The 26,397-nt window shown below is 72.0% G+C and carries 22 protein-coding genes; 13 read left to right on the forward strand and 9 right to left on the reverse strand.

Annotated features, from left to right (window positions below):
• Positions 1-381: 381 nt before the first annotated feature.
• Positions 382-1,329: an HAD family hydrolase gene (locus tag ACSYGO_RS26285; RefSeq protein ID WP_051371535.1), complete on the reverse strand. Its 948-nt coding sequence runs from the start codon at positions 1,327-1,329 to the stop codon at positions 382-384.
• Between the two features lie 184 nt (positions 1,330-1,513).
• Here ACSYGO_RS26285 and ACSYGO_RS26290 point away from each other — a divergent pair, with 184 nt between their 5' ends.
• From ACSYGO_RS26290 to hemB, 6 genes are all read left to right on the forward strand, one after another.
• Positions 1,514-1,792, forward strand: a complete 279-nt coding sequence (locus tag ACSYGO_RS26290; protein ID WP_359503959.1) for a glutaredoxin family protein — start codon at positions 1,514-1,516, stop codon at positions 1,790-1,792.
• Positions 1,793-2,156: 364 nt separating this feature from the next.
• A complete protein-coding gene (locus ACSYGO_RS26295) occupies positions 2,157-2,915 on the forward strand; it encodes a redox-sensing transcriptional repressor Rex (RefSeq protein ID WP_095935822.1) in 759 nt (252 codons plus the stop codon).
• Positions 2,912-4,699 (forward strand): glutamyl-tRNA reductase, encoded by a 1,788-nt coding sequence (locus ACSYGO_RS26300; protein ID WP_426682572.1) that lies wholly within the window; start codon positions 2,912-2,914, stop codon positions 4,697-4,699. The genes ACSYGO_RS26295 and ACSYGO_RS26300 overlap by 4 nt, the downstream gene beginning before the upstream one ends.
• Positions 4,696-5,673 (forward strand): hydroxymethylbilane synthase, encoded by a 978-nt coding sequence (hemC, locus tag ACSYGO_RS26305; RefSeq protein WP_426682571.1) that lies wholly within the window; start codon positions 4,696-4,698, stop codon positions 5,671-5,673. Before ACSYGO_RS26300 ends, hemC begins: the two co-directional genes overlap by 4 nt.
• On the forward strand, positions 5,670-7,373 hold the full coding sequence (locus ACSYGO_RS26310; RefSeq protein ID WP_426682570.1) for a bifunctional uroporphyrinogen-III C-methyltransferase/uroporphyrinogen-III synthase: 1,704 nt from the start codon (positions 5,670-5,672) through the stop codon (positions 7,371-7,373). The genes hemC and ACSYGO_RS26310 overlap by 4 nt, the downstream gene beginning before the upstream one ends.
• A gap of 204 nt (positions 7,374-7,577) precedes the next feature.
• On the forward strand, positions 7,578-8,576 hold the full coding sequence (gene hemB, locus ACSYGO_RS26315; RefSeq protein ID WP_426682569.1) for a porphobilinogen synthase: 999 nt from the start codon (positions 7,578-7,580) through the stop codon (positions 8,574-8,576).
• On the opposite strand, the gene ACSYGO_RS26320 is transcribed toward hemB, so the two are convergent.
• Together ACSYGO_RS26320 and ACSYGO_RS26325 are read right to left on the reverse strand one after the other, a co-directional pair.
• Entirely contained in the window at positions 8,562-9,467 is a 906-nt protein-coding gene (locus ACSYGO_RS26320) for an NAD(P)-dependent oxidoreductase (protein WP_432190034.1), read from the reverse strand. The two genes, hemB and ACSYGO_RS26320, sit on opposite strands and share 15 nt — an antisense overlap.
• A 95-nt stretch (positions 9,468-9,562) precedes the next feature.
• On the reverse strand, positions 9,563-10,282 hold the full coding sequence (locus tag ACSYGO_RS26325; RefSeq protein WP_460387835.1) for a DUF4232 domain-containing protein: 720 nt from the start codon (positions 10,280-10,282) through the stop codon (positions 9,563-9,565).
• A 215-nt stretch (positions 10,283-10,497) separates the two neighbouring features.
• Between ACSYGO_RS26325 and ACSYGO_RS26330 the strand changes: the two genes are divergently transcribed.
• On the forward strand, positions 10,498-12,000 hold the full coding sequence (locus ACSYGO_RS26330; RefSeq protein ID WP_460387837.1) for a helix-turn-helix domain-containing protein: 1,503 nt from the start codon (positions 10,498-10,500) through the stop codon (positions 11,998-12,000).
• A 453-nt stretch (positions 12,001-12,453) separates the two neighbouring features.
• Here ACSYGO_RS26330 and ACSYGO_RS26335 read toward each other — a convergent pair whose 3' ends face one another.
• Positions 12,454-12,657, reverse strand: coding sequence for a hypothetical protein (locus ACSYGO_RS26335; RefSeq protein ID WP_426682565.1), 204 nt, complete (start codon positions 12,655-12,657; stop codon positions 12,454-12,456).
• Between ACSYGO_RS26335 and ACSYGO_RS26340 the strand changes: the two genes are divergently transcribed.
• From ACSYGO_RS26340 to ACSYGO_RS26350, 3 genes are all read left to right on the forward strand, one after another.
• Positions 12,656-13,063: a DUF4232 domain-containing protein gene (locus tag ACSYGO_RS26340; RefSeq protein WP_460387839.1), complete on the forward strand. Its 408-nt coding sequence runs from the start codon at positions 12,656-12,658 to the stop codon at positions 13,061-13,063. The two genes, ACSYGO_RS26335 and ACSYGO_RS26340, sit on opposite strands and share 2 nt — an antisense overlap.
• 158 nt (positions 13,064-13,221) lie before the next feature.
• A complete protein-coding gene (locus tag ACSYGO_RS26345) occupies positions 13,222-14,124 on the forward strand; it encodes an SAM-dependent methyltransferase (protein WP_426682563.1) in 903 nt (300 codons plus the stop codon).
• A 152-nt stretch (positions 14,125-14,276) separates the two neighbouring features.
• Complete coding sequence (locus ACSYGO_RS26350; protein WP_432176823.1) at positions 14,277-15,494, forward strand: aminotransferase-like domain-containing protein; 1,218 nt, start codon at positions 14,277-14,279, stop codon at positions 15,492-15,494.
• 129 nt (positions 15,495-15,623) lie between these two features.
• Here the strand turns inward: ACSYGO_RS26350 and ACSYGO_RS26355 are convergent, their stop codons facing one another.
• A complete protein-coding gene (locus ACSYGO_RS26355; RefSeq protein ID WP_432176824.1) occupies positions 15,624-16,505 on the reverse strand; it encodes a DUF4253 domain-containing protein in 882 nt (293 codons plus the stop codon).
• 195 nt (positions 16,506-16,700) lie between these two features.
• Between ACSYGO_RS26355 and ACSYGO_RS26360 the strand changes: the two genes are divergently transcribed.
• Positions 16,701-17,648, forward strand: coding sequence for a hypothetical protein (locus ACSYGO_RS26360; RefSeq protein WP_426682560.1), 948 nt, complete (start codon positions 16,701-16,703; stop codon positions 17,646-17,648).
• 82 nt (positions 17,649-17,730) lie between these two features.
• On the opposite strand, the gene argS is transcribed toward ACSYGO_RS26360, so the two are convergent.
• On the reverse strand, positions 17,731-19,491 hold the full coding sequence (gene argS, locus ACSYGO_RS26365) for an arginine--tRNA ligase (protein ID WP_426682559.1): 1,761 nt from the start codon (positions 19,489-19,491) through the stop codon (positions 17,731-17,733).
• Between the two features lie 146 nt (positions 19,492-19,637).
• On the opposite strand from argS, the gene lysS reads away from it, so the two are divergent.
• Positions 19,638-21,377 carry a lysine--tRNA ligase gene (gene lysS / locus ACSYGO_RS26370; RefSeq protein WP_435228590.1) on the forward strand — a complete coding sequence of 580 codons (1,740 nt, stop codon included), beginning with the start codon at positions 19,638-19,640 and terminating at the stop codon, positions 21,375-21,377.
• An 89-nt stretch (positions 21,378-21,466) separates the two neighbouring features.
• Here the strand turns inward: lysS and ACSYGO_RS26375 are convergent, their stop codons facing one another.
• From ACSYGO_RS26375 to ACSYGO_RS26385, 3 genes are all read right to left on the reverse strand, one after another.
• Positions 21,467-22,816, reverse strand: coding sequence for a DUF2637 domain-containing protein (locus ACSYGO_RS26375; RefSeq protein ID WP_460387842.1), 1,350 nt, complete (start codon positions 22,814-22,816; stop codon positions 21,467-21,469).
• A gap of 163 nt (positions 22,817-22,979) precedes the next feature.
• Positions 22,980-23,846, reverse strand: a complete 867-nt coding sequence (locus ACSYGO_RS26380) for a DUF3558 domain-containing protein (protein WP_432174520.1) — start codon at positions 23,844-23,846, stop codon at positions 22,980-22,982.
• A gap of 147 nt (positions 23,847-23,993) precedes the next feature.
• Positions 23,994-24,875 carry a DUF3558 domain-containing protein gene (locus ACSYGO_RS26385; protein WP_460387845.1) on the reverse strand — a complete coding sequence of 294 codons (882 nt, stop codon included), beginning with the start codon at positions 24,873-24,875 and terminating at the stop codon, positions 23,994-23,996.
• Positions 24,876-25,078: 203 nt separating this feature from the next.
• On the opposite strand from ACSYGO_RS26385, the gene ACSYGO_RS26390 reads away from it, so the two are divergent.
• On the forward strand, positions 25,079-26,272 hold the full coding sequence (locus tag ACSYGO_RS26390) for an RtcB family protein (protein ID WP_426680215.1): 1,194 nt from the start codon (positions 25,079-25,081) through the stop codon (positions 26,270-26,272).
• Positions 26,273-26,397: the final 125 nt, after the last annotated feature.

Consider the following 26,397-nt stretch of genomic DNA (forward strand, 5'->3'; position numbering starts at 1 on the left):
GCCCTCAAGCGCCGGACGGGCTGGGACTCTTGCGCACCGGCCGGGTGGAGGGGTGCGCGGCGCTGGGCGGATCGGGAGGGCTGGGGGTGCGGGTTTCGGTCCCGCGTCCCGGATCGGCCTGGACGGCCTCGTCCTCAAGCGCCGGACGGGCTGAGGCTCTCCGGCCTCGGACGGGTTGGGACTCTCCGGCGTCGGGCGGGGCCGGGGTTCTCGGGCGTTGGACGGGTTGGAACTCTCGCGCCTCGGGCGGGCCGGGACTCTCCGGCGTCGGGCGGGCGGCCGGGGCTCTCCGGCGGCCGGGCGTGCCCGGAGTTCGCGGAGGTGTGCGGGCAACGCGGCCGGCCCCGGCCTGGTGGGCCGGGGCCGGGGCGGCGGGGTGGGTCAGCGGCGGCGGCGGTGGAGGGCGATGGCGGCCGCGGTGCCGCCGGCCACCGCGCCGACTCCGGCGGCGGCGGGGATGCCGACCTTGGCGGCCTTGCGGGCGGTGCGGTAGTCGCGCAGGCGCCAGTCGGAGTCCCGGGCGTGCCGGCGCAGCTTGGTGTCGGGGTTGATGGCGTAGGGGTGCCCGACCAGCGACAGCATGGGGATGTCGTTGTGCGAGTCGCTGTACGCGGCGCAGCGGGAGAGGTCCAGGCCCTCCGCCGAGGCCAGGGCGCGGACCGCCTCCGCCTTCGCCGGGCCGTGCAGCGGCTCGCCGACCAGCTTGCCGGTGTAGACGCCGTCGACGGACTCCGCGACGGTGCCGAGGGCGCCGGTCAGGCCGAGGCGGCGGGCGATCACCGTGGCGATCTCCACCGGGGCGGCCGTGACCAGCCACACCTTCTGGCCCGCGTCGAGGTGTGCCTGGGCGAGGGCGCGGGTGCCGGGCCAGATCCGCTCGGCCATGTACTCGTCGTAGATCTCCTCGCCGATCGACATCAGTTCGGAGACGCGGTGTCCCTTGACGATCGACAGCGCGGAGTCGCGCGCGTCCTGCATGTGCTCGGGGTCCTCGACGCCCGCGAGCCTGAACCACGCCTGCTGCCAGGCGAATCGGACGAGGTCGCGCGTCTCGAAGAACCGCCGCTTGTACAGGCCCCGGCCGAAGTGGAAGAGGGCCGCGCCCTGCATCACGGTGTTGTCGAGGTCGAAGAACGCGGCGGCCCTGTCGTCGCCGAGGACCGGGAACTCCGGTTCCTCCGCGGCGGTGTCGGGTGCCGGTTCTTCCAGTTCCTGCGAGGACAGTTCCTGCGAGGACTTGCGCGCTGCCTCCGCAGAGGCCTCGCCTGCCAACACGCTCCGCGCCGTGGCGGAGCGCCTACGGGGAGTGAGCCATCCGAGAGCGGCCATGGCGTGAGCATAGCCAGTTTGTTCGGTGGTTCCGGAGTCGAGAGGATTCGGCGCTGTGAACTCTCCGCGACCGAGCCGTTAAAGAAGTGCTCCCATCGGTGCGCCGGAGCGGCTCCGCGGGTGTTCAGGCGAGGTTCGCCGGATGTGCCCGTCGAGGAGCCGTGTCGCCGTGCGCGGGGCGAGAATGGCCGACATGAGTCCCATGTTTCGACGCAAGGCCCCCCAGGACCGGCTCGTCACACTGATCCGGAAGCCCGGCTGTCATCTGTGTGATGACGCACAGCAGGTCGTGGAGAAGGTCTGCGGCGATCTCGGTGTGCCCTGGGAGCAGAAGGACATCACCGAGGACGAGGCGCTGCACCGCGAGTACTGGGAACAGATCCCGGTGGTGCTGGTGGACGGCGCGCAGCACACGTTCTGGCGGGTGGACGAGGAACGCCTGCGCAAAGCCCTCACACGGTGAATTCACCCGGCGGACCCCGTGCGGGAACGCCGGTGCCGCCCCGCCGTGGGCGCGCCGTGACCTCGATGTGACCTGACTGGGTAGTCCAAGTGGTCCGGAAAGTCGCCTAGGATCGACGGCGATTGGTCTCGGGGGCGGGATGCGTTGAGGAGAGTGTGCGGTTTTGCCCCCTTCAGGTGCCGAACGAAGATGCGTGTGCGCCGGTTCCATACGTGTGCGCCGGGCGCGCGTGACCCCGGTCACGTTGGCCGGGCAAATCGGACACCATCTTTGTGCACGCGTTCACAAAGACATAGCCTGCATTCGACGGGGCGGTCTAGGTACGTGTGACCGCCTGCAGCCCCGCTCTACCCGCAGGAGCACCGTGGCAACTGGCCGAACTCACCGACCGGCGACCCGCAGCCGAGGGATTCCCGAGGCCACCGTCGCCAGGCTTCCGCTGTACCTCCGAGCCCTCACCGCACTGTCGGAGCGCTCGGTCCCCACGGTCTCCTCCGAGGAGCTCGCGGCCGCGGCGGGGGTCAACTCCGCGAAGCTGCGCAAGGACTTCTCGTACCTCGGCTCCTACGGGACCCGTGGCGTGGGGTACGACGTCGAGTATCTCGTCTACCAGATCTCCCGTGAGCTGGGCCTGACCCAGGACTGGCCGGTTGTGATCGTCGGTATCGGTAACCTCGGCGCGGCGCTGGCCAATTACGGAGGGTTCGCGTCCCGTGGCTTCCGGGTCGCCGCGCTGATCGACGCCGATCCCGAGATGGCCGGGAAGCAGGTCGCCGGGATCACCGTGCAGCACAGCGACGACCTCGAGAAGATCATCTCCGACAACGGCGTCTCCATCGGCGTGATCACCACCCCGCCGGGTGTCGCCCAGCAGGTCTGCGAGCGCCTGGTCGCCGCCGGAGTCACCTCCATCCTGAACTTCGCACCGACCGTCCTGTCCGTCCCGGACGGCGTCGACGTGCGCAAGGTCGACCTCTCCATCGAGCTGCAGATCCTGGCGTTCCACGAGCAGCGCAAGGCCGGTGAGGAAGCCGAGTCGCAGGCCGGTGCCGTGGCCGCGGCCCACCAGGACGACGACGAGAAAGGACCCGACGGGGACGTCCCCGCCGTGATGCCGGCATGAGTCTCCTCGTCGTCGGGCTGAGCCACCGCAGCGCTCCGGTCAGCGTCCTCGAACGCGCCGCACTGTCCGCGGACGCGCAGGTCAAGCTGCTCCAGGACACCCTCGCCGCCGAACCGGCCGCCGAGGCCGCCGTGCTCGCCACCTGCAACCGCATCGAGCTGTACGCCGACGTGGACAAGTTCCACGCGGGCGTCGCCGAGCTGTCCCTGCTGCTCGCCCAGCACAGCGGGGTCGGCCTCGAGGAGCTCACCCCGTACCTGTACGTGCACTACGAGGACCGGGCGGTCCACCACCTCTTCTCGGTGGCGTGCGGCCTGGACTCGATGGTCGTGGGCGAGGGCCAGATCCTCGGTCAGATCAAGGACGCGCTGGCCACCGCGCAGGAGCTGCACACCGCCGGCCGTCTCCTGAACGACCTGTTCCAGCAGGCACTGCGGGTCGGCAAGCGTGCACACTCCGAGACCGGCATCGACCGTGCGGGCCAGTCCCTGGTCACCTTCGGCCTGGAGCAGCTGTCCGCCGGTGCGGCGGTCGAGGCCTGGGCCAAGGGCAGGAAGGCCCTGGTCATCGGCGCGGGCTCGATGTCCTCGCTGGCCGCGGCCACCCTCGCGCGCGCCGGTGTCGGCGAGATCGTGATCGCCAACCGCACCTTCGAGCGTGCCGAGCGCCTGGCCCGGATCCTCACCGACAGCGAGGACACGGACGTGTCGGCCCGCGCGGTACCGATGGAGTCGGTACCGGTCGAGCTGACACGTGCCGACATCGCCGTCTCCTGCACCGGCGCCACCGGGCTCGTCCTGACGGCCGAGGCCGTCGCGGCGGCCGTGGAGGGCCGCACGGGACGGTCCGTGACCGGTGCCGAGTCCGCCCGTACGCCGTCACCCGCGGCCCGCACCGCGCAGCCGGGCACCCCGCTCGCGCCGACCGGGGCCGGCGCCGAGGAGGGCTGCCCCCTCGACCTGCCCGGAGTGCAGAGCACGGCTGGTTTCTCGGTGCTGGGCGAGGCGGCGGTGGCCGGCATGGCCGCGGCCGAGCTGGAGCAGCACGCGGCCTGGGTGGACAAGGGCGACGCGGCGGGCCGCGCGCAGCGTCCGGCCGCCGCAGGGACCGCCACGGTCCACGACGCGGGCGTGTCCACGCTGCTCGACCCGGAGAGCGACGCCGACGCCATCGCCGCGCTGGTCTCCGCCGTCGCCACCGCGGGCCGCATCCCCGAGCGCCGCAGGCCCGAGCCCGTCGTCGAGGCCCCCCGGCCCGCGCCCGTGCTCGCGCTGCTGGACCTCGCGATGCCCCGTGACATCGACGCCGCCGTGCACCGGCTGCTCGGCGTGCGTCTCGTCGACATCGAGTCGCTGGCCGAGGCCTCCGCGGACGCGCCGATGGCCGCGGACGTCGACCAGGTGCGCAGGATCGTCTCCGACGAGGTGGCCGCCTTCGGCGCCGCCCAGCGGGCGGCGCACATCACGCCCACCGTGGTGGCCCTGCGCGCCATGGCCGCCGACGTCGTCGCGAACGAGATCGCGCGGCTCGACGGCCGGCTGCCCGGCCTCGACGACAGACAGCGCGGTGAGATCACGCAGGCCGTGCGGCGCGTCGTCGACAAGCTGCTGCACGCACCGACCGTGCGGGTCAAGCAGCTCGCGGCCGAGCCGGGCGGCGCCGGGTACGCGGACGCACTGCGGACCCTGTTCGACCTGGACCCCGAGACGGTCGCCTCCGTTTCGCGGGCCGACGACGAACCCAAGAACGAGAACGAGAACGCCAGGAACCGAGGGCGATCATGAGTGAGCCGCGAACCCACCGAGAAGGTGCGCTGAGGCTGGGGACCAGGCGCAGCAAACTCGCCATGGCCCAGTCCGGGCAGGTGGCGGACGCCGTCAGCCGGGTGACCGGGCGCCCCGTCGAGCTGGTCGAGATCACGACGTACGGCGACACCTCGCGCGAGCACCTCGCGCAGATCGGCGGCACCGGGGTCTTCGTGACCGCGCTGCGCGAGGCGCTGGTGCGCGGTGACGTCGACTTCGCCGTGCACTCCCTCAAGGACCTGCCGACCGCGCAGCCCGACGACCTGGCGCTGGCCGCCGTGCCGCTGCGCGAGGACCCGCGCGACGTGCTGGTCGCCCGTGACGGGCTCACCTTCACCGAACTTCCCGAGGGCGCGCGCATCGGCACCGGTTCGCCGCGCCGCATGGCCCAGCTGAACTCGTACGCGCGCAATCACGGGATGACGATCGAGACGGTCGCCATCCGCGGGAACGTCGACACCCGCATCGGGTACGTGCGCAGCGGGGAACTCGACGCCGTCGTGCTCGCCGCCGCCGGACTCAACCGGATCGGCCGTATCGACGAGGTCACCGACTTCCTGTCGGTCGACACTGTTTTGCCCGCCCCCGGCCAGGGGGCACTGGCGATCGAGTGCGCCGCGGACAACGCGGACCTCGTCGCAGCGCTCGGAGAGCTCGACGACCCGTTCACCCGGGCCGCCGTGACCGCCGAGCGGTCCCTGCTTGCCGCCCTGGAGGCCGGCTGCAGCGCACCCGTGGGCGCGCTCGCCGACCTGCTGGCCGACGGGCAGATTGTCAAGGAGATGCGCCTGCGCGGCGTCGTCGGCACGACCGACGGCTCGACGCTGGTGCAGCTGTCCACCACCGGTCCCGTGCCCGAGACACATGACCAAGCGATTGCGCTCGGCCGTGAACTCGCCGCCGAGATGCTTGCCAAGGGCGCGGCCGGTCTGATGGGGGAGCGAGCACTTTGAGCCCCACCAACCTTCCCGCCGGTCCGGAACACGGGCACGTCACCTTCCTGGGTGCCGGACCCGGGGATCCAGGACTCCTGACACTGCGCGCCGTTGAGGCGCTGGCGAACGCGGACGTTCTCGTCGCCGAGCACGAGGTGCTCGACGTGGTGCGTGTGCATGCCAGACAAAGCGTCGCCGTGCTGAACACCGATCCGGACACTTCTTCGGATGCGTACCTGGGCACGGGCACGCCTCAGCTGACGGTTGTTGACGGCGCGTCAACAACCGTTGGTGACCCCGCGTCGAGGGACGCCGCCAATCTTGTCATGGAGGCCGCGCGGGGCGGCAAGCGGGTCGTGCGTGCGGTGTCCGGGGACCCGGGACTTGATACGTACGCCGCCGAGGAAATGCTCGCCTGCGCCGCAGCGGGCGTCCCGTTCGAGGTCGTGCCCGGCATCGCCGCCGCCGTCGGCGTGCCCGCCTACGCGGGTGTGCCGCTGCGCGACGCGCAGGGCGCGGACGTCCGGTTCGTCGACGCGCGGACGGCCTCCGACCGCTGCTGGACCGAGGTCGGCGCGTCCGACGGGACCGTCGTGGTCTCGACGACGCTCGACTCCGTGGCCGCGGCCGCCGGTGAACTCGTGGCGGCCGGGCGCAAGCCCGACACCCCGATGACGGTGACCGTCGCCGGTACCACCACGCGCCAGCGCACCTGGACCGCCACCCTCGGCACCATCGCGCAGACGCTGAAGCAGGCGAAGGTGCTGCCGTCCCCGGACGGCGGCCGACCGGTGATAGTCGTGGTCGGTGAGCGTTCCGCAGCCGCCCAGCGCGACCAGTTGTCGTGGTTCGAGTCCAAGCCGCTGTTCGGCTGGAAGGTCCTCGTGCCGCGTACGAAGGAGCAGGCGGCTTCGCTCTCCGACCAGCTGCGGTCCTACGGAGCCGTACCGCACGAGGTGCCGACCATCGCCGTCGAACCGCCGCGCACGCCCCAGCAGATGGAGCGCGCGGTCAAGGGCCTGGTGACCGGCCGCTACGAGTGGATCGCCTTCACCTCGGTGAACGCGGTCAAGGCCGTGCGGGAGAAGTTCGAGGAGTACGGGCTCGACGCCCGCGCCTTCGCCGGGATCAAGGTCGCGGCCGTGGGCGACCAGACCGCGAAGGCGCTGATCGCCTTCGGCGTGAAGCCGGACCTGGTGCCGAGCGGTGAGCAGTCGGCCGCCGGACTGCTGGAGGACTGGCCGCCGTACGACCCGGTGTTCGACCCGATCGACCGGGTGTTCCTGCCGCGTGCCGACATCGCCACCGAGACGCTCGTCGCCGGGCTCATCGAGCTGGGCTGGGAGGTCGACGACGTCACGGCCTACCGGACCGTGCGCGCCTCGCCGCCGCCGGCGGAGACGCGCGAGGCCATCAAGGGCGGCGGCTTCGACGCGGTGCTCTTCACCTCGTCGTCGACCGTGCGGAACCTGGTGGGCATCGCGGGCAAGCCGCACAACGTGACCGTCATCGCGTGCATCGGCCCCGCCACCGCCAAGACGGCGGAGGAGCACGGACTGCGGGTCGACGTCATGGCGCCGGAGCCGTCGGTGCACAAGCTCGCAGAGGCGCTGGCCGACTTCGGGCTGCGCCGACGGGCCGCCGCGCTGGACGCCGGTGACCCGGTGACGCGGCCGAGCGAGCGCCGGCCCGGGTCGCGCCGCCGCCGCACCACCTGACGGCAGGGGGCCGGGGGATGTGTTTCCTCCCCTCGGCCCCTGCCCGTCGCGTGGACACGGGGGCTGCCGTCCCCGGACCCCCGCCGCGGCCCGCACAGCCTCGCGCCCGGACGTCCGACGGGCCGATCCCGGCCCGGCCCGCGGTCGCGAACGCCGACAAAGCGTCGGTATAGGTGCCCTTGGGGCAGGCGTAGCGTGGGGGGTATGACGAAGTACGGATCCTTCCCCGGTACGCGGCCGCGGCGGCTGCGTACGACACCTGTCATGCGCCGCATGGTCGCGGAGACGCGCCTGCACCCCGCCGACTTCATCCTGCCCGCGTTCGTGCGGGAGGGCGTGAGCGAGCCGGTGCCGATCGCGGCGATGCCCGGTGTCGTGCAGCACACGCGTGACAGCCTGCGGAAGGCCGCCGTGGAGGCGCTGGAGGCCGGGGTCTCCGGGATCATGCTGTTCGGTGTGCCGGACGACGCCAGCAAGGACGCCCAGGGAACCGCGGGTACCGACCCCGACGGGATCCTCCAGGTCGCGCTGCGCGACGTCCGCTCCGAGGTCGGCGACGACCTGATCGTCATGTCGGACCTGTGCCTCGACGAGTTCACCGACCACGGGCACTGCGGGGTCCTGGACGCCGAGGGCCGCGTCGACAACGACGCGACGCTGGAGCGGTACGCCGAGATGGCTCAGGTGCAGGCCGACGCCGGGGCCCACGTGGTGGGACCCAGCGGGATGATGGACGGCCAGATCGGCGTCGTCCGCGACGCGCTGGACCAGATCGGCCGTGAGGACGTCTCGATCCTGGCGTACACCGTCAAGTACTCGTCGGCGTTCTACGGTCCCTTCCGCGAGGCCGTGGGCTCCTCGCTGCGGGGCGACCGGAAGACGTACCAGCAGGATCCCGCCAACGTGCGGGAGGCGATGCGGGAGTTGGCGCTCGACCTCGAGGAGGGCGCCGACATGGTGATGGTCAAGCCGGCCGGCCCGTACCTGGACGTCCTCGCGCGGGTCGCGGACGCGGTCGACGTGCCCGTCGCCGCGTACCAGATCTCCGGCGAGTACTCGATGATCGAGGCCGCCGCGGAGAAGGGCTGGATCGACCGGGACAAGGCCATCCTGGAGTCGCTGACCGGCATCAAGCGGGCCGGGGCGCAGAACATCCTCACCTACTGGGCCACCGAGGCCGCCCGGACGCTAGGCCGTCAGTAGGTCCACCAGGCGGGAGAGCCCGTCGTCGGCGTACCCCTCCGCGACCGCCCGGTCCAGCAGGTCCCGCATCGGTGTGAACAGTTCGGTGCGCAGGCCCTGTTCGGCGAAGGTCGCGAGGAGTCCGGGGAACGCGGCCCGGCTGACCGCCAGGCTGGACACGTCGGTGAGATGCCGTCCGCTGTCGACGGCCTCCGCGGTGCCCGGGACCAGACCGCCGGCCATCGCGACCAGCCAGTCGGACAGCAGCGGCGCGAACTCCCGGGCGCCGATGCCCTCCGAACGGATCAGGGCGTACGCCTGGGCCACGCCCGCGACCATCCCGTACATGCCCGTCAGCAGCGACAGGTCGTACAGCGCGGCCAGGCCCGGGTCGGTGCCGGTCCAGCGGGTGCCGCCGAGCGCGGCGAGCGTGCCCCGGTGCGTCCGGTAGGCCTGTTCGTCGCCGCTGCAGAGGACGTACGCCGCGGGCGTCCCGATCATCGGGGGGACGGCCATGATGCCGCCGTCCAGGTACGCGATGCCGTGGTCCCGCGCCCAGGACGCCGTCCTCCGGGCCTGCGCGGGCGTCCCGTTGGTGACGTTCACCAGGGTGCGGCCCGCGAGGGCGTCGGCGTGCGGGTGGAGGAGTCCGGCCACGTCGTCGTAGGTGGTGAGGCAGACGAGGGTCAGCGGGCCGCCCGTGATGGCCCGGGCGGGGGTGTCGGCCGGGGCGGCGCCCTGGGCCACCAGGGGGCCGGTCTTCGACGGGGTGCGGTTCCACACCGTCGTGGGGTGCCCCGCCCTCAGGAAGGCGGAGGCCAGGGCCGTGCCCATGAGGCCGAGGCCCAGGACGGAGACGGGGGCGGCGGGGGCCGTGGCGGCCGCGGACTCGGCAAGATCGTCGGAAGTCATGGGGACCATGCTGGTCGGACCCCCAACTCGCCACAAGTACCCACTAATTGGTCAGCTCCTCACCTTCCGGTAAGTGACTCCCCGGCCGCCCGTGCTCAGTACGTCAGGGCGTCGTCCAGGCTCTGCTGCCAGTAGGTGAGCAGGAGCTTGTCGTCGACGTACACGCCCTTCGCGGGGAGCGCGGGGCGGGCGGAGGCGCCCTTGTCGAAGCCGACGACCAGGGTCTTGGCCGTGTAGCCGTTGCCGCCGCTGCCGTCCGCCGCGGACAGGCGCACGCCCGCGTAGCCGGACTCGCCGGGGGCGAGGGTGACGACCGCCTGCGGGTGGGTCTCCTCGGCGACCGGCGGCACCGCCTGCGCCTCACCGAAGCGGGCGATGGGGTAGCCGGTCAGGTCGCAGTTCTTCGAACCGGTGTTGGTGACGGTGAGGAGCATGTGGTTGAGGGGGCGGGTGACCTCGGTGGCGGTCGTCTTCGTGTTGGAGCCGTTGCAGGCGGCGTTGCGGGTGGACCCGCCGGCCTTGCCGTCGCCCGTCGAGCCCCCGGAGGTCTTTCCGGACGAGCCCGAGGCACCGCCCGAACCGCCGGCCGTGGTGCCGCCGTCCGTGCCGCCGGTGCTCCTGGCCGGCTTGCTCGTGGAGCCGGTGTCGGAACCTCCGGTGGACGACGAACCGGTCGGCCGCGCCGAGGACTTGGACGCGGCGGACGGGCCCTCGTCCCGTACGCCCTGCCCGTTGTCGCACGCCGAGAGCGCGAGTGCGGCCAGTGCGACCGTGGAGGCGGCGAGGAGGCGGGTGCGGGTGGTGCGTGCGGACATGAGTGGTCCCCCTGTGCAGGTATGGCTGGTTGGAGCGGCCGCTCGACCGGTCGAGGGGAGCGGCGTGCTTGGATGACAACAGCTTGGGCGGTGATCCGTCCCGACCGCCACGGTGGCCGGGGCATTCGGGACGCCGGAACGTTTGTACGGGGTCTGACCTGGGGGAATGACATGCCCCTGGAACGCGGCCACGGGACGCGGGGGATGGGGGAAGGGTGGCGCGGGACGATTTCGCGGAGCTCCTGCGGGAGTTGAAGGAGCGGTCCGGACTCAGTTACGGGGTGCTGGGGAAGCGGCTGCACGTGAGTGCGTCGACGTTGCACCGATACGTCAACGGGGACGCCGTACCGGCGGACTACGCGCCCGTGGAACGGCTCGCCCGGCTGTGCAAGGCCACTCCCGGCGAACTGCTGGAGCTGCACCGGAGGTGGGTTCGGGCGGACGCGCTGCGAGGGCGCAAGGGAGCGGCGGAGCCGGAGGCGTCGGCAGGGCCGGTGCCGTCCGCCGGGCCGGTGCCGTCCGCGGCGGGTGGGCCGCAGACTGTGGACCGGGCAGCGGCGGCCGACGGGGCGGTCGAGGCCGAAGGGGCGGAGAAGGCCGACACGGTGGTGGCGGGCAACGGGGCGACGACGGAGCAGGAACCGGCGGAGCGGGAACCCGGGGCGGCTCACGCGCCGGGGGCTTCGTCCGCCGGGGACGCGGAGGCCGAGGCCGGGTCCCCGGGGGCGGCCGGCGCCGGAGCCGGCTCCTCCGATGCCACGGACCCCCTCCCCGCCTCACCGGGCGGGTCCGTGCCCGCGCGGGCACGGGTGCCCCGGCGCCGGCGATCCGTCGTGCTCGCCGCAGCCGCCGTGGCCGCCGCTGCCGTCGCCGCCGCTCTCGTCGTGAACCTCGTGCCCGGCACGGACGACCGGGGCGGGGAACGGTCCGCCGGGGCCGTCGCGCCGTCCGCCGAGGCCACGCCCGGCACCACGGCGACGGGGACGGGCACCGCGACCGCCACCGCGACGCCCGGCACGCGGCACCCGTCGCCCTCGGCGCCGGCCTCGCGCGGCGGTGGTGCCTCGGCGTCCGGCACCGCGCCGGGCGGCGCCGCACCGGGCTCCGGCGCCGCCGAGGGCACCGCACCCCTGGTCGCCACCAACCCGTACCGGTTCGAAGACCCGTGCAGCCAGCACTACTTGGTGAACAGGGAGCCCGCGCAGGTGCCCCCGCCGCCCGGCGAGCAGGACGCCCGCGGGTGGGTCGGCGCGCTGGGCGGTGTCGCCGGCAAGGACCAGATGCTGGCGCTCACGGTGCAGGGCACCGGAAAGGCGACCGTCGTGCTGGAGGCGCTGCACGTGCGTGTCGTGCACAAGGGCAGCCCGCTTCCCTGGAACGACTACACGATGGGCGTGGGCTGCGGCGGCAACGTGTCGACGAAGTCCTTCGGCGTGGACCTCGACGACGGGCGCCCGACGGTCGTGCCCGAGCACGGCCAGCGCGACTTCCCCTACAAGGTCAGCGAGTCCGATCCGGAAGTCTTCTACGTGCTGGCGCACGCGCGGGCGCACGACGTCGGCTGGTACCTGGAGCTGGAGTGGTCGAGCGGTACTCGGCACGGGACCGTACGGATCGACGACCGGGGGAAGGTGTTCCGCACGAGCGGGAACGCGGGACGGCCGGCGTACGACTATCCGCTGGGCGGCAGCGAGTGGCAGACGGCGGCCGTCGGCTAGGGGGTTTCGTTCGGATCAGGTCGGAACGGGCCGCGGTGAACGGTGCGGTGCGTCGCACGGCGGAGGATCACTCGCGTACTGGGCGTACTCGGGTGTTCCGACAACGCGGCGAGGTGCCGTGCCGGGCGTCGCGGACCCGGGCTGATCCAAACGAATCCCCCTAGGCGGCGGCGCCGGCCGGGTGCGCCTGGCGGGACACTGCGCCGTGCATGTGGATTGTCCGGAGTTTCGGCCTTACGGGCGTAATCCGTCACCGTCGTGTCACAGACCGCCTCGCAGGTGAACCCCGCGAACCGGTCCCGCGCTCTGAAGCGACGAGTGCCGGTGAGGACCGGCGCCTGAACTTCTCTCGGGGGACCGCATGCAGTACGGGACGCAGTACAGGACGGGTGTCCGCAGGACAGCGCTGGCGATGGTGACCGTGTCGGCGGCCGCCCTGTTCATGACCGCGTGTCAGCCGGGCGACGACGGGGTGGGGTCCGGCTCCTCGCCGTCGCGTCGACCGGCCGAGCCGGCCGCGTCCAGCGGCGCTCCGTCCGCCGGCACGTCGACGCCGCCCTCGGGGAAGGCCTCTCCCGGCGGTGCGGGCTCGCCGTCCGCGCCGTCCACGCCCGCGGCGGCCAAGGCCTGCGGGGTGTCGGACCTGGAGGCGTCCATGCGCCAGGCCGAGGACCGGCCCGACGGCACCGGAACCGGCGCGGCGGTCGTCCGGTTCACCAACACCTCCTCAGTGCCGTGCACCGTCCAGGGCCACCCGACCGTGGCGGGTGCGGGCAACGGCTCCCCGGACAAGAACCACCCGCTGGCGGTCACGCCCTCGGGCACCGCGTCCAAGGTGCTGCTCGCGCCGGGCGGCAAGGCCTGGACGAAGCTGACGTTCGTCCAGGTCCAGGGCGAGGCCGACGGCTACTGCGAGTCCGGTTCGACACCCGTCACGTACCCGACCCTGGTGGTCGGCCTCCCCGATGCCGGTTCGCACCAGGTCGCCCTGGACGACGGCGTCCTGGCCGAGTGCGACGACACGGTGACCGTCACCGCGGTGTCCGCGACCGAGCCGTCCTGACGACACCGACCGCGGTCGTACCGGCTCCATGCCGTCCTGACGACAGTGCCCGCGCCCGTACCGGCTCGATGCCGTCGTGCCGGAGCGGGCACTATCAAGTCCCGTCAGGAGTTAGGTTGTTGCCCGTTTGATGACCGAACTCCCCAGGGAGAGGCCCCATGCCCGGTGATGCTCTCAGCCAGGACCCCGCCGAGCTGAGAAGGAGGATCGACACCACCAAGGCGCATCCGGCCCGCGTCTACGACGTCTTCCTCGGGGGCAAGGACAACTACCCCGTCGACCGTGACGCCGCCGCCGCGGCGCTCGCGGCGAACCCGCGGGGCTATCTCGACGTACGGCACAACCGGGACTTCCTGCGCCGCGCCGTCACCACGCTGGCCGCGCAGGAGGGCATACGCCAGTTCCTCGACATCGGCACCGGGCTGCCGACGCAGGAGAACGTCCACCAGATCGCCCAGCGCATCGCCGCGGACGCGCGGGTCGTGTACGTCGACAACGACCCGGTGGTCCTCGCGCACGCACGCGCCCTGCTCACCAGCGGGCCCGAGGGACGCACCGACTACATCGACGCGGACTTCAGGCAGCCCGCGCAGATCCTCGAACAGGCCGCCAAGACGCTGGACTTCGACGAGCCCGTCGCGCTGGTGCTGGTGGCGATCCTGCACTTCGTCGAGGACGAGGAGGCTTACCCGATCGTGCGCCGACTGGTCGACGCCCTGCCCTCGGGGAGCCGGCTCGTGCTCACGCACCTCACGGAGGACCTCAACCCGGAGAACATCCGGGCCGTGCAACGCACCTACACGGAGCGCGGTTTCACGTTCGTGCTGCGGTCCCGGGCGGAGGTCGAGCGGTTCTTCACGGAGTGCGGGCTGGAGATGGACGAGCCGGGTGTCGTGCCCGCGCACCACTGGCGCCCCGACGGGGCCGCGCCCGCGCCGGAGGCCGCCGATCCCGCCCATCTCGCCGGGCTCGACGACATCGAGAAGGTCCGCTACCGCGACATCAACGACGTCACGGACGCGGACATCAACGTGTACGCCGCCACGGGCGTCAAGCGCTGAACCCCGGTGCGGCCGGGCGGTCCCGGGCCGAGATCGACGGCCCCGGAGGCGTCCGGCCGTCCGGATCGCGGAATTGAAAGGTGTAGACGGCAGGGATCTCCGTAGGGTGCGGGACGAAGTGCCGTCGTGGAGTCGCGGACAAGGAGCCCATCGTGACCGTCGTCGAGAACGTTCCCGCCAGGAGCGGCAGTGCACCCGTGCCCGCGCTCGCCGCACGGGCCACCGCGATCGGCGGCTCGCCGGTACGCGACATCCTCGCGGTCACCGCGCGCCCCGAGGTCATCAACTTCGCGGGCGGCCTGCCCGCACCGGAGCTGTTCGACGCCGAGGGCATCGCCGCCGCCTACCGCGACGTGCTCGCACAGGTCCCCGAGCGGGCGTTGCAGTACTCGACGACCGAGGGCGAGCCCGCGCTGCGGGCCGCGCTGGCCGAGCGGACCCGCGTCCGCGGGCTGCCGACCACCGCGGACGACGTGCTCGTCACCACCGGTTCGCAGCAGGCGCTGTCCCTGCTCGCCACCGCCCTGCTGGAGCCGGGCGACACCGTGCTCGTCGAAAGTCCCTGCTATCTGGCGGCGCTCCAGGCGTTCTCCTTCGCGGGGGCGCGGATCGTGGCCGTGCCCGGCGACGAGCACGGCCTCGACCCGGACGCCCTGGACGCGCTGACGGCCCGCGAGCGGCCCAAGCTGCTCTACACCGTGCCCACGTTCCAGAACCCCACGGGACGCACCCTGCCCGGCGAGCGGCGGGCCGCCGTCGCCGCGGTGGCCGCCCGGCGCGGACTGTGGATCATCGAGGACGACCCGTACGGCGAACTCCGCTTCGAGGGCGAGCGGGTCCCGTGGATCGCCTCCCACGACGGGGCGGCGGACCGGACCGTGCTGCTGGGCTCCTTCTCCAAGGTGATGGCGCCCGGGATGCGGCTGGGCTGGCTGCGGGCGCCCGCGGCCCTGCGCCGCGCGTGTGCCGTCGCCAAGCAGGCCGCCGACCTGCACACGCCGACCGTCAACCAGCTCGCCGCCGCACGGTACTTGGCCGACCGGGACCTGGACGCCCATGTGGCCGGGGTCGCCGCCGTGTACCGGGAGCGGCGCGACGCCATGCTCGCCGGCATCGCCGAGGCCCTGCCCGCCGGGTCGTCCTGGACCCGTCCCGAGGGCGGCATGTTCCTCTGGGCGCGGCTGCCCGAGTCGTACGACACCACGGCCCTGCTCCCGCGCGTGGTGGAGCAGGACGTGGCGTACGTGCCCGGAGCCCCCTTCTACGCCGCAGCACCCGATCCGGCGACGCTGCGGCTGTGCTTCGTCACGCAGACCCCGGAAGAGATCGCGGAGGGGTTGCGGCGGCTCAGGACCGGGCTGCGCGGCTAGACAGCCGTCCCGAGCGGGACCGCCGTCCGGAGCGGGACCGCCGTCCGGAGCGGGACCGCCGGCCGGTGCGCGACCACCGGCCGGGGCGCGAACGCCGGTGGTCGCGGGACCACCGGCCTCACGTGCGGCTCAGTCCCACCAGAAGGACCACACCCGCCGGCCGAGCACCTCCCGCGCCGCGTAGTCGCGCAGGACCTCGTGATGGCCCTGCGTGATGTTGTCCGGGCAGAAGGCGAAGTGCTCGGCGGCGACGGCCTCGGCCTCCGCCCGGGTGCTCGGCGGGGCGGCCACCGACAGGACCAGCTGGTCGAAGGTGAGCGCCACGACGCGTATCCCGAAGCGGTCCTCCCAGGAACGCAGGACGGCGCACAGCCGCGCCACGTCGTTCTCGTAGTTCATCGGGCCGGTCCAGCCGACCGCCGCGGGGATGTCCGCGCTGCGCCGCGCCGGTACGAGGGCCAGGCGCGGGTCCTTCAGCCACGAGCCGCCGTCCGCGAGGGCGTCGGCGACCTCGGCGGCGCGGGCGTCGGGGTCGGCCCCCTGCCCGGTGGCGGGTGCGAGGCCCGGCCACGTGGGGCCGTACGGCGCGATCGTCTCGTCGAACGTGTTGGGTTCGCCGAATATCTCGACGACCTTCTCCTTGCCGGGGTAGTCCTCGTCGGCGCCGAGCTTGTCCGCCGCGTACTGGTCCCAGAACTCCTCGAGCACCTCCTCGGCGTCGTGGTCGCCGGGATACGTCGTCTCGTCCGGCATCAACTCCCAGTCCTGCGGGCCGCCCTGGGTGCCCCCCACGTCCAGGAGCACCGGGAGCAGACCGGACGTCCGCCGGGCGGGCTCCAGCGCCGCCCAGCCACCGGGCTCCGCCGGGACGTCGGCGTGCCACAGCAGCGGCTCGTGCCAGGGGCCCTCGTCGGTCGCGTCGACCAGCGTCCCGGGCGGGAGTTCAAGCCCGAGCGAGGCGCCGCTCGGGTCGGCCGCGAGCTGCGGCAGCGGGTTCGGAAGTGTCGCCATGCCGGTGACTCTAGGGTCCGCCACTGACAACGCGTCGCGCCCTCACCTCACGGGGACACCGTCGGCAACACCGTGGAACGGACAAGGTGTTGGCTGATTGGCGTCAGTGCCGCGATGGATGCCGGTGGCGGTTGTTACAACGGAGGGACGGGTGCCCAGCGGGGGCGCCCGTCCTCATGGAGGGGGGATGCATCCGTGCTCCGACGCACAGGATGGCGACGCGCTCTGACCGGCCTGCTGGCAGGTCTCACGGCGACGGTCGGTCTCACCACGGCCCTGGCCGCGCCCGCCGCGGCGGCAGGCGGCGCACCCGTTGCGGTGACCAAGTACAGCCACACCAGCCAGGCCGGTGACTACATAGGGCAGGGCTCCGCCGCGGCGTACACGGCGAGGACGGCCACGATCACTGTGGGGGGCTCCGCGGAGTACGCCCGCTTCCGCGTGTCCACCGACAGCACCTGGTGGGACGTCGAACTCGCCGCGCCGGCCGGCGAGAAGCTCCACCCCGGTGTCTACCGCGACGCGGAGAGGGCCGCGTTCCGCACCGGCCGCTCCCCGGGCCTCGACGTCTCCGGCGACGGACGCGGATGCAACGAGGTGTACGGGCAGTTCTCGGTCGACCAGATCGAGACGGACGGCTCCGGCGCGATCACCGTCCTGGACGCGACGTACACCCAGCACTGCGAGAGCGCCACGGCCCCGGCGCTCAAGGGCGTCGTCAAGTACCGGGCGCTTCCGCTGTCCTACGCCCACACCAGCGACTCCGGGGACTACATCGGGCAGGGCACGAGCGCCCGGCACACCGGTGCCACCAGTACGTTCGGCCTGCGCGCGTGGGGCGACGGCGTCCAGTACGACGTCTCTGGCAAGCGCGAGTACTACACGGCGCTGCTCACCCCGCCGACGGGACAGCGGCTGGAGGCGGGCCGCACCTACGAGACGCGGCGCAGCAGCGACGAGACGTTCGGCGGGCTCGACGTCCACGGCAACGGCCGCGGCTGCAACACGTCCACCGGCGAGTTCACCGTGACCAGGCTGGCGCGCGGGGACGACGGCGCCGTCGAGGCGTTCGCGGCGACCTTCGTCCAGCACTGCGAGGGCGCTGCCGCAGCGCTGCGGGGCACCATCCACTACTACGCCTGACAGGCGGACGGCCCCGGTGGGACGGTCGCTGCCGTCCCGCCGGGGCCGCCGTCGGGCTGTGTCCGCCCGGACGCCCGCGGTGTCAGAGCCGCTCGGGCGTCCGGATGCCCAGCAGGGCCATGCCCTGGTGCAGCGTGCGGGCCGTGACGTCGCACAGGAAGAGGCGGTTCTCCACCTGCTGCGGCGTCTCGGCCTTCAGGACCGGGCACTTGTCGTAGAAGGTCGTGTACAGCGACGCCAGCTGGTAGAGGTACGCGGCCAGCTTGTGCGGGGCGTACTCGGTCGCCGCCTCGGCGACGACCTCCGCGAAAGCGTCGATGTGCAGCCCCAGCGCCCGCTCCGCCCCGGCCAGTTCGAGCTCCGGGTGCGCGGCCGGGCGGACCTCGCCGGCCTTCCGCAGGATCGACTGGATACGGGCGTACGCGTACTGGAGGTAGACGGACGTGTCGCCGTTCAGCGAGACCATCTGGTCCAGGTCGAACTTGTAGTCCCGGTTCGCCGACGTCGACAGGTCCGCGTACTTCACCGCGCCGATGCCCACCTGGGCACCCCGCTCGGCGATCTCCTCCTCGGACAGGTCCAGCGCCTTCTCCCGCACGACCGCGGAGGCCCGCTCGACCGCCTCGTCCAGCAGGTCGACCAGCCGGACCGTCTCGCCCTCACGCGTCTTGAAGGGCTTGCCGTCCTTGCCGAGGACCGTGCCGAAGGCGAGCTGGTGGGCCTTCACGTCGTCGTTCAGCCAGCCGGCCCTGCGCGCGGTCTCGAAGACCATCTTGAAGTGCAGGGACTGGCGGGCGTCCACGACGTAGATGAGCGACGTCGCCTTCAGGTTGAAGACGCGGTCCCTGATCGCGGAGAGGTCCGTCGCCGCGTAGCCGTAGCCGCCGTCGGACTTCCGCACGATCAGCGGGACCGGGTTGCCGTCCGGGCCCTTCACGTCGTCGAAGAACACGCACAGCGCGCCGTCCGAGCGGACCGCCACGCCCGACTCCTCCAGGAGGCGGCACGTCTCGTCCAGCATGTCGTTGTAGCCGGACTCGCCGACCACGTCCGCGTCGCTGATCTCCATGTCCAGCTTGTCGAAGACCGAGTAGAAGTAGATCTTCGACTCGTCCACGAACTTCTGCCACATGGCCAGCGTCTCGGGCTCGCCCGCCTGGAGGTCGACCACCCGGCGCCGCGCCCGCGTCTTGAACTCCTCGTCGGAGTCGAAGACCGTCCGGGCGGCCTTGTAGAGCCGGTTCAGGTTCGACATGGCCTCCTCGCCGGAGACCGCGCCGCCCTTGTGGTCCAGCTCGTGCGGGTGCTCGATCAGGTACTGGATGAGCATGCCGAACTGGGTGCCCCAGTCGCCGATGTGGTGGCGCCGGACGACCGTCTCGCCGGTGAACTCCAGCAGCTGGACGACCGCGTCGCCGATCACCGCGGACCGCAGGTGGCCGACGTGCATCTCCTTCGCCACGTTCGGCTGGGCGTAGTCGATGACCGTCGTGCCCGGGTGGTCCGCGACGGGCACGCCGAGGCGCGCGCCGTCCTCGTACCGCGCGGCGAGGTTCCCGGTGATCGCCCTGTCGGTGATCGTGACGTTCAGGAAGCCGGGGCCGGAGACCTCGATGTCCTTGATCACGTCACCCGACTCGACCTGCGCGACGACCTGGGTGGCCAGCTCCCGCGGGTTCGCCTTGGCCTTCTTCGCGAGCGCCAGGATGCCGTTGGCCTGGAAGTCGGCCCGGTCGCTTCGTCGCAGCAGCGGGTCCGCGGAACCGGCCTCCGGCAGAGCTGCCGAGAGGGCGTCCGCGAGGCGCTGGTGGACGGAAGCGGTGAGGGACGTGACCGAGGCCATGGAGTGAGTGCCGTTCTGCTCGGGTTCCGGGAGTTACTCAGTACAGAAAACCCAGTATCCCATGCGGTGAAAAGCCGTTTTCGCGGTTCGGGTCCGAGCTGGGAGAATGGACGCGTCAGCCGTACTGGCGTATGAGAAAGAAGGACGTGCCGATCGTGGCTCAGAGCACCGAGACCACCGACTGGGTCTCCCGTTACGCGGATGAGGTCATCGCCGAGTCGGAGCGTCGGGCCCCGGGCAAACCGGTCGTCGTCGCGTCCGGGCTCTCGCCCTCCGGCCCCATCCACCTCGGCAACCTGCGCGAGGTCATGACCCCGCACCTCGTCGCCGACGAGATCCGCCGCCGCGGGTACACCGTGCGGCACCTGTTGTCCTGGGACGACTACGACCGCTACCGCAAGGTCCCGGCCGGCGTCCCCGGCATCGACGAGTCCTGGGCGGAGCACATCGGCAAGCCGCTGACGTCCGTACCGGCCCCGGTGGGCTCGGAGTACCCGAACTGGGCCGAGCACTTCAAGGCCGCCATGGTCGAGGCGCTGGCCGAGCTGGGTGTCGAGTACGACGGGATCAGCCAGACGGAGCAGTACACCTCGGGCGCCTACCGCGACCAGGTGCTGTTCGCGATGAAGCACCGCGGCGACATCGACGCGATCCTCGACCAGTACCGGACCAAGAAGGCCCCCGCCAAGAAGCAGGGCCAGAAGCCGGTCGACGAGGCCGAACTGGAGGCCGCCGAGGGTTCCGGCGCCGCCGCCGAGGACGACGGCAGCGGCACCTCGGGCTACTTCCCGTACAAGCCGTACTGCGGCCGGTGCGAGAAGGACCTCACCACCGTCACGGCGTACGACGACGAGACGACCGAGCTGACCTACACCTGTTCCGCCTGCGGTTTCTCCGAGACCGTCCGGCTGAGCGAGTTCGACCGCGGCAAGCTGGTCTGGAAGGTCGACTGGCCGATGCGCTGGGCGCACGAGGGCGTGATCTTCGAGCCGAGCGGCGTCGACCACTCCTCGCCCGGCTCGTCGTTCCAGGTCGGCGGGCAGATCGTCGGGATCTTCGGCGGCAAGCAGCCCATCGGCCCGATGTACGCCTTCGTCGGCATCTCCGGCATGGCGAAGATGTCCAGCAGCAAGGGCGGCGTGCCCACGGCCGCGGACGCGCTCCAGATCATGGAACCGCAGCTGCTGCGCTGGCTGTACGCCCGCCGTCGCCCGAACCAGTCGTTCAAGATCGCCTTCGACCAGGAGATCCAGCGGCTGTACGACGAGTGGGACAAGCTCGCGGGCAAGGTCGCCGACGGCTCGGTCCTCCCGGCCGACGCCGCCGCGTACGCGCGCGCGGTGGGCACGGCCGCCGGGGAGCTGCCGAGGACGCCCCGTCCGATGCCGTACCGCACGCTCGCCTCCGTCGCCGACATCACCGCCGGTGCCGAGGACCAGACTCTGCGCATCCTCAGCGAGCTCGATCCGCAGAACCCGCTCGGCTCGCTCGACGAGGTCCGGCCCCGGCTCGGCAAGGCCGAGACCTGGATCAACACGCAGGTCCCCGCCGAGGAGCGCACCGTCGTCCGCGACGAGCCGGACGCCGAACTGCTGGGGTCCCTCGACGAGCGGGGCCGCGCCTCGCTGCGCCTGCTCCTGGAGGGACTGGAGGAGAACTGGTCCCTGGACGGCCTGACCCACCTCGTCTACGGCGTCCCCAAGGTCCAGGCCGGCTACAGCGCCGACGCGACCGCCAAGGAGCTCCCGCCGGAGATCAAGGTCGCCCAGCGCACCTTCTTCGCGCTGCTCTACCACCTGCTCGTCGGGCGCGACACGGGCCCGCGTCTGCCCACGCTGCTGCTCGCGGTCGGGCAGGAGCGCGTGCGCAAGCTGCTCGGCGCGTAACACCCCGGACGGTACGGCGAAGGGGGGCTCCCGGTGATCACCGGGAGCCCCCCTTCGTTCCGTTCACGTCGGCCCGCAGCCGACAGCCGTCAGGCGATGTGGTCCTCCTCCAGCTCCGCGTTGAAGCGGTTCTGGAACCGGTCCGTGAGGTTCTTCAGCGCGCTGGGGCTGAGCGTCGTGCCGTAGGTGGCCTCTATGTTGTCGCCGAGGACGCGCGGCGTGGGGAAGCTGCCGTCTATCGACTGACGGAACACCTGGTAGTACGCCTCCTCCTGGGCCTTCTCGTCCGGCTGCGCGGACTGCTCCTCACGCGGCGAGGGGATCGGCAGCTGCTCCGGCTCCGGGGTGCCGCCGCCCTCGCCCAGCTGCCGCGTACGGCCGCCCGCGCCCGCGGGGATCGGGAAACTGCCGGTCTCCTCCGGTCCGGGCTCGTACATCGGAGGCTGCTGCTCGTCGTGCCACTGCCACCCCTCCTGCTCGGCGGCGTACGTGGGGTCGTACGGCGGCTCGTAGGCGGGGTCGTAGCCACCCTCGTAGACGATGTTCTGCCCGGGCTGGGCGAACCAGGGGTTGCCGTCCGGCTGAGGCCGCTGCCCGTACTCCGGCTGCTCGGCGGGCGCGGGCCGGTCGTCGTCCTGAGCGCGGCGCTGGTCCTGGGGCACGGGCGCCTGCACAGCGGCGCGGCCGTCCGCGGCGGGGACGGCCGTCTCCAGCTCCGGCTGCTTCGGCGCAGGGGGAAGGAGTGCCGGCTCGATGCCCGCGGCGGCCAGGCCGGAGGGGGCGGTCTCGGCGAGGGGGACGCCGTAGCGGGCGAGGCGCAGGGGCATCAGGGATTCGACGGGTGCCTTGCGGCGCCAGGCGCGGCCGAAGCGGGAGCGCAGCCGGGCCTGGTAGACGAGGCGTTCCTGTTCGAGCTTGATGACCGCTTCGTAGGAGCGCAGTTCCCACAGCTTCATGCGGCGCCACAGCAGGAAGGTGGGCAGCGGGGACAGCAGCCAGCGGGTGAGGCGGACGCCTTCCATGTGCTTGTCGGCGGTGATGTCGGCGATCCGGCCGATCGCGTGCCGGGCGGCTTCGACGGCGACGACGAAGAGGATCGGGATGACGGCGTGCATGCCGACGCCGAGCGGGTCGGGCCAGGCCGCCGCGCCGTTGAAGGCGATGGTGGCGGCCGTCAGCAGCCATGCCGTCTGGCGCAGCAGCGGGAAGGGGATCCTGATCCAGGTCAGCAGCAGGTCCAGGGCGAGCAGGACACAGATGCCGGCGTCGATGCCGATCGGGAAGACGTAGGAGAAGTTCCCGAAGCCCTTCTTGATCGCGAGCTCGCGGACGGCGGCGTACGAACCGGCGAAGCCGATACCGGCGATGATCACCGCACCCGCGACGACCACGCCGATGAGTATGCGGTGCATCCGTGTCAGCTGCAGTGGCGCGGCCACCCGTACTCCCCTCCCAGTGCGTGTTGTTGCGCGCAACAGGGTGGCACATGTGTGCGGCCCACGGGCGCCCGGCATGGAACGAGCCCGGCCCTGAAAGGGACCGGGCTCGGGCAAAAGCCCTTACCGGAACACGAGTTGGGTCGTGGACCGGGCGGGAAAAGCGTCAGCTCTTCTTCGCCGCGGAGGCGGACGGCTTCGCGCTCTTCGAGGAGCTCTTGGACGGCGACGCCGACTTCGACGCCGGCTTGGAGGCCGACCCCGAAGGGGAGGTGCCCGCGTCGGCGCCCTCTCCCTTGTTGGAGGCGGTGACCGCGGCCACCGCCTCCTTGGCGGCCTTCTTCGCGTCCTTCAGCAGGTCGGCCGCGCTCGGGGACTTGTCGCCCGCGAGACCGGCGCCGTTGTAGTCGAGGGTGACGACCACGTTCTCGACGCGCGCCACGATCGTCTGCTGCTTGAAGGAGCCTTCCTTCTTCTTCAGGTCGTAGCTGACGGCGGTCGCCTCGTCGCCCGTCCCGGAGACCGGCTCGGTCTTGGTGTTCTTCGCACCCGTCGCGGTCTGCGCGCCCTTGACCTGCTTCTCGAAGTAGCTGTGCGCCTGCTGGTCGCCCTCGCCGCGCGAGTCCGAGTCGAACCGCAGCAGCGCCACGTTCAGCCAGCGGAACTGCGAGCCCTTCACGCCGTTGTTGTCGAGGCTGTTCCAGTAGCAGTTGCCCCGCGACGACACGTCGTCCGACTTGCCCTCTTTGCCGGACTTGACGCCCTTGGGGACCAGTTCGCCCAGCGTCTTCTTCGACAGCACCGCGCACGGCTCGGGCAGCTTCGTGTACGCCGCCGGCTGCACGGCGTTCGCGCTGGCACTCGCCGACGCCTTCGCGTCCGGGCTCGCACCGTCGCTCTTCTTCGCGTCGCCACCGGAGCCGGAGTCGGAGGAGCAGCCCGCGGCGACGAGCATCACCGGAACGGCGGCTGCGCTGACAAGGATGCGGGTGAATCGCGGTGCTCGGCCTGCTCGCTGTGCTGGTCGGTGCATGGTTCCTTCACTCGTAGGGCTCGTGGTACGGCCGCACGTGGCGCGTGCGGCCGGTCGGGTCCGAGGGGCCACGGTACGCGGTGGGACGCCCCGGCGGTTCCCCTTCGGGCGGTTCGGCCGCGGGGGCGGACCCGAGCCCAGGGCCCGCTAACCGTCGAGTGTGTCGGCCAGCTTCTGGGCCAGTTTCCGCGCTCTGTCCTGCATTTCCTTGCTGTCCGGAGCCTCCGTGGAGGCGGTCGGCTGCTCCGCGTACTCGATCGTCACGATCACGTTCGACGTGCGGAAGACCACAGTCACCGTGCGCGCCCGCGCCGTCGCGGCGGTACTCAGCCGGTCGTCGAGGAACGCCTCGTCGCCGACGTCGTCGAGCGTGCGCGGCTGGAGGTCCGCCGGGGTCACGCTCGCGGACGCGGAGGGGCCCGAGGGGGCCGACGCGGAGGCGGAGGAAGAGGAGGACGGGGAGGAAGAAGAGGAGGACGGGGAGGAAGAAGAGGACGGGGTGGACGAGGCCGACGCGTCGCTGCCGGGCGCACCGGTGCCGGATCCGGCGGTGGGGCCGGAGGTGGAACCGGAGCCGGCCGGCTCGGGCAGGTCGGCCGCCGTCTCCTTGCCCGCGTAGATCTCCCGGGCCTTGTTGTCGTCGCTCACCGTGTTGTCGTACGAGGCGACCCGCTCGAAGTCGACGAGCAGGCGGTCGGAGGCGGACGTCGACTCCACCTTCCAGCGGCACCCGTCGCGCCGGTCCGTGTCGTAGGTGGGTGTGGCCTCACCCGCGTACGCCTTCTCGCGCTGCTTCTCGTCGGCGATCTGCTCGATCCCGGGCAGCAGCGTGTCGAGGGTGTCCTGGCTGACCGCGCTGCACGCCTCCGGGAGCGTGCGGTACTTGCCGGGCCGGGCCGGCGCCACCGTGCCCGTGTCGCTGCCCTTGGAGTCCGTCTCCGGTCCGCCGTCGGCCGAGCCGCCCGTGCAGCCCGCCAGCAGCGCCGCCAGGAGCGCGGCGACGCCGGGTACGTATGCCTTCCGCCGCACGGCCAGGCTCCTCTCGACGCGTCCCGGCGGCTCGTCCGCCCGGGGTGCCCAGTGCTTATTCGGTTGCCGCCCGAGGGCGGCACCTGGAGACAATGTGTATCGCACGCACAGCCGTGGACGCCGGTCCGTTGTCCTATACGTCGACCTTGGCGCCGGTTTTGCGATTTACGACTTCTGATGGTTTTCGGGGGAATGAGGACGATATGAGTTACGTGGAGATGCCGGGCGCGAAGGTCCCCATCCGCATGTGGACCGATCCGGCGTCCGTGGAGGACGTGGCGCTGCGCCAGCTCCAGAACGTGGCGACCCTGCCGTGGATCAAGGGCCTCGCCGTGATGCCCGACGTGCACTACGGCAAGGGCGCGACCGTCGGCTCCGTCATCGCCATGCGGGACGCCGTGTGCCCCGCCGCGGTGGGCGTGGACATCGGCTGCGGAATGTCCGCCGTCAGGACCTCGCTCACCGAGAACGACCTCCCGGGCGACCTGTCGCGTCTGCGCTCCAAGATCGAGGAGGCCATTCCGGTGGGCCGCGGGATGCACGACTCCCCGGTCGACCCGGGACGCTTCCACGGAATGGCCACCGCCGGGTGGGACGACTTCTGGGGCCGTTTCGACGGGGTCGCGGACGCGGTCAAGTTCCGGCAGGAGCGGGCCTCCCTCCAGATGGGGACGCTCGGCGGCGGCAACCACTTCGTCGAGGTGTGCGTCGACACGTCCGGAGCGGTGTGGCTCATGCTGCACTCGGGTTCGCGCAACATCGGCAAGGAACTCGCCGAGCACCACATCGGCGTCGCCCAGAAGCTCCCGCACAACCAGGGCCTCGTCGACCGCGACCTCGCGGTCTTCGTCGCCGACACCCCGCAGATGGCCGCCTACCGCAACGACCTGTTCTGGGCGCAGGAGTACGCGAAGCACAACCGCGCGCTCATGATGGGCCTCCTGAAGGACGTGATCCGCAAGGAGTTCCGGAAGGCGAAGCCGACCTTCGAGCAGGAGATCTCCTGCCACCACAACTACGTGGCGGAGGAGCGGTACGAGGGCATGGACCTCCTCGTCACCCGCAAGGGCGCGATCCGCGCGGGCTCCGGCGAGTACGGGATCATCCCCGGCTCGATGGGCACCGGTTCGTACATCGTGAAGGGTCTCGGCAACGAGAAGGCGTTCAACTCCGCCTCGCACGGCGCCGGCCGGCGCATGAGCCGCAACGCGGCCAAGCGCCGCTTCTCCACGAAGGACCTGGAGGAGCAGACGCGCGGGGTCGAGTGCCGCAAGGACTCCGGCGTCGTCGACGAGATCCCGGGCGCCTACAAGCCGATCGAGCAGGTCATCGACCAGCAGAGCGACCTCGTGGAGGTCGTGGCGAAGCTCAAGCAGGTCGTCTGCGTGAAGGGCTGACGGCCGGCACCTCACCGGCCGGCCTGCCCCGGCCCGCACCCCGACGGCCCGACGGGCCCCGGACCGTACGGTCCGGGGCCCGTCGCCGTGCGGGGGCCCGGTGGGGCGGCCGGCTTCCGGGGCGG

This window comes from Streptomyces krungchingensis (genome assembly GCF_054729265.1).

Excerpts from the sequence above, each read along its gene's own strand:
- ACSYGO_RS26285 (WP_051371535.1), bottom strand. The coding sequence starts at position 1,329 with ATGGCCGCTCTCGGATGGCTCACTCCCCGTAGGCGCTCCGCCACGGCG.
- ACSYGO_RS26290 (WP_359503959.1), top strand. The coding sequence starts at position 1,514 with ATGGCCGACATGAGTCCCATGTTTCGACGCAAGGCCCCCCAGGACCGG.
- ACSYGO_RS26300 (WP_426682572.1), top strand. The coding sequence starts at position 2,912 with ATGAGTCTCCTCGTCGTCGGGCTGAGCCACCGCAGCGCTCCGGTCAGC.
- hemC (WP_426682571.1), top strand. The coding sequence starts at position 4,696 with ATGAGTGAGCCGCGAACCCACCGAGAAGGTGCGCTGAGGCTGGGGACC.
- hemB (WP_426682569.1), top strand. The coding sequence starts at position 7,578 with ATGACGAAGTACGGATCCTTCCCCGGTACGCGGCCGCGGCGGCTGCGT.
- ACSYGO_RS26320 (WP_432190034.1), bottom strand. The coding sequence starts at position 9,467 with ATGACTTCCGACGATCTTGCCGAGTCCGCGGCCGCCACGGCCCCCGCC.
- ACSYGO_RS26325 (WP_460387835.1), bottom strand. The coding sequence starts at position 10,282 with ATGTCCGCACGCACCACCCGCACCCGCCTCCTCGCCGCCTCCACGGTC.
- ACSYGO_RS26340 (WP_460387839.1), top strand. The coding sequence starts at position 12,656 with ATGCGCCAGGCCGAGGACCGGCCCGACGGCACCGGAACCGGCGCGGCG.
- ACSYGO_RS26335 (WP_426682565.1), bottom strand. The coding sequence starts at position 12,657 with ATGGACGCCTCCAGGTCCGACACCCCGCAGGCCTTGGCCGCCGCGGGC.
- ACSYGO_RS26345 (WP_426682563.1), top strand. The coding sequence starts at position 13,222 with ATGCCCGGTGATGCTCTCAGCCAGGACCCCGCCGAGCTGAGAAGGAGG.
- ACSYGO_RS26355 (WP_432176824.1), bottom strand. The coding sequence starts at position 16,505 with ATGGCGACACTTCCGAACCCGCTGCCGCAGCTCGCGGCCGACCCGAGC.
- argS (WP_426682559.1), bottom strand. The coding sequence starts at position 19,491 with ATGGCCTCGGTCACGTCCCTCACCGCTTCCGTCCACCAGCGCCTCGCG.
- ACSYGO_RS26380 (WP_432174520.1), bottom strand. The coding sequence starts at position 23,846 with ATGCACCGACCAGCACAGCGAGCAGGCCGAGCACCGCGATTCACCCGC.
- ACSYGO_RS26390 (WP_426680215.1), top strand. The coding sequence starts at position 25,079 with ATGAGTTACGTGGAGATGCCGGGCGCGAAGGTCCCCATCCGCATGTGG.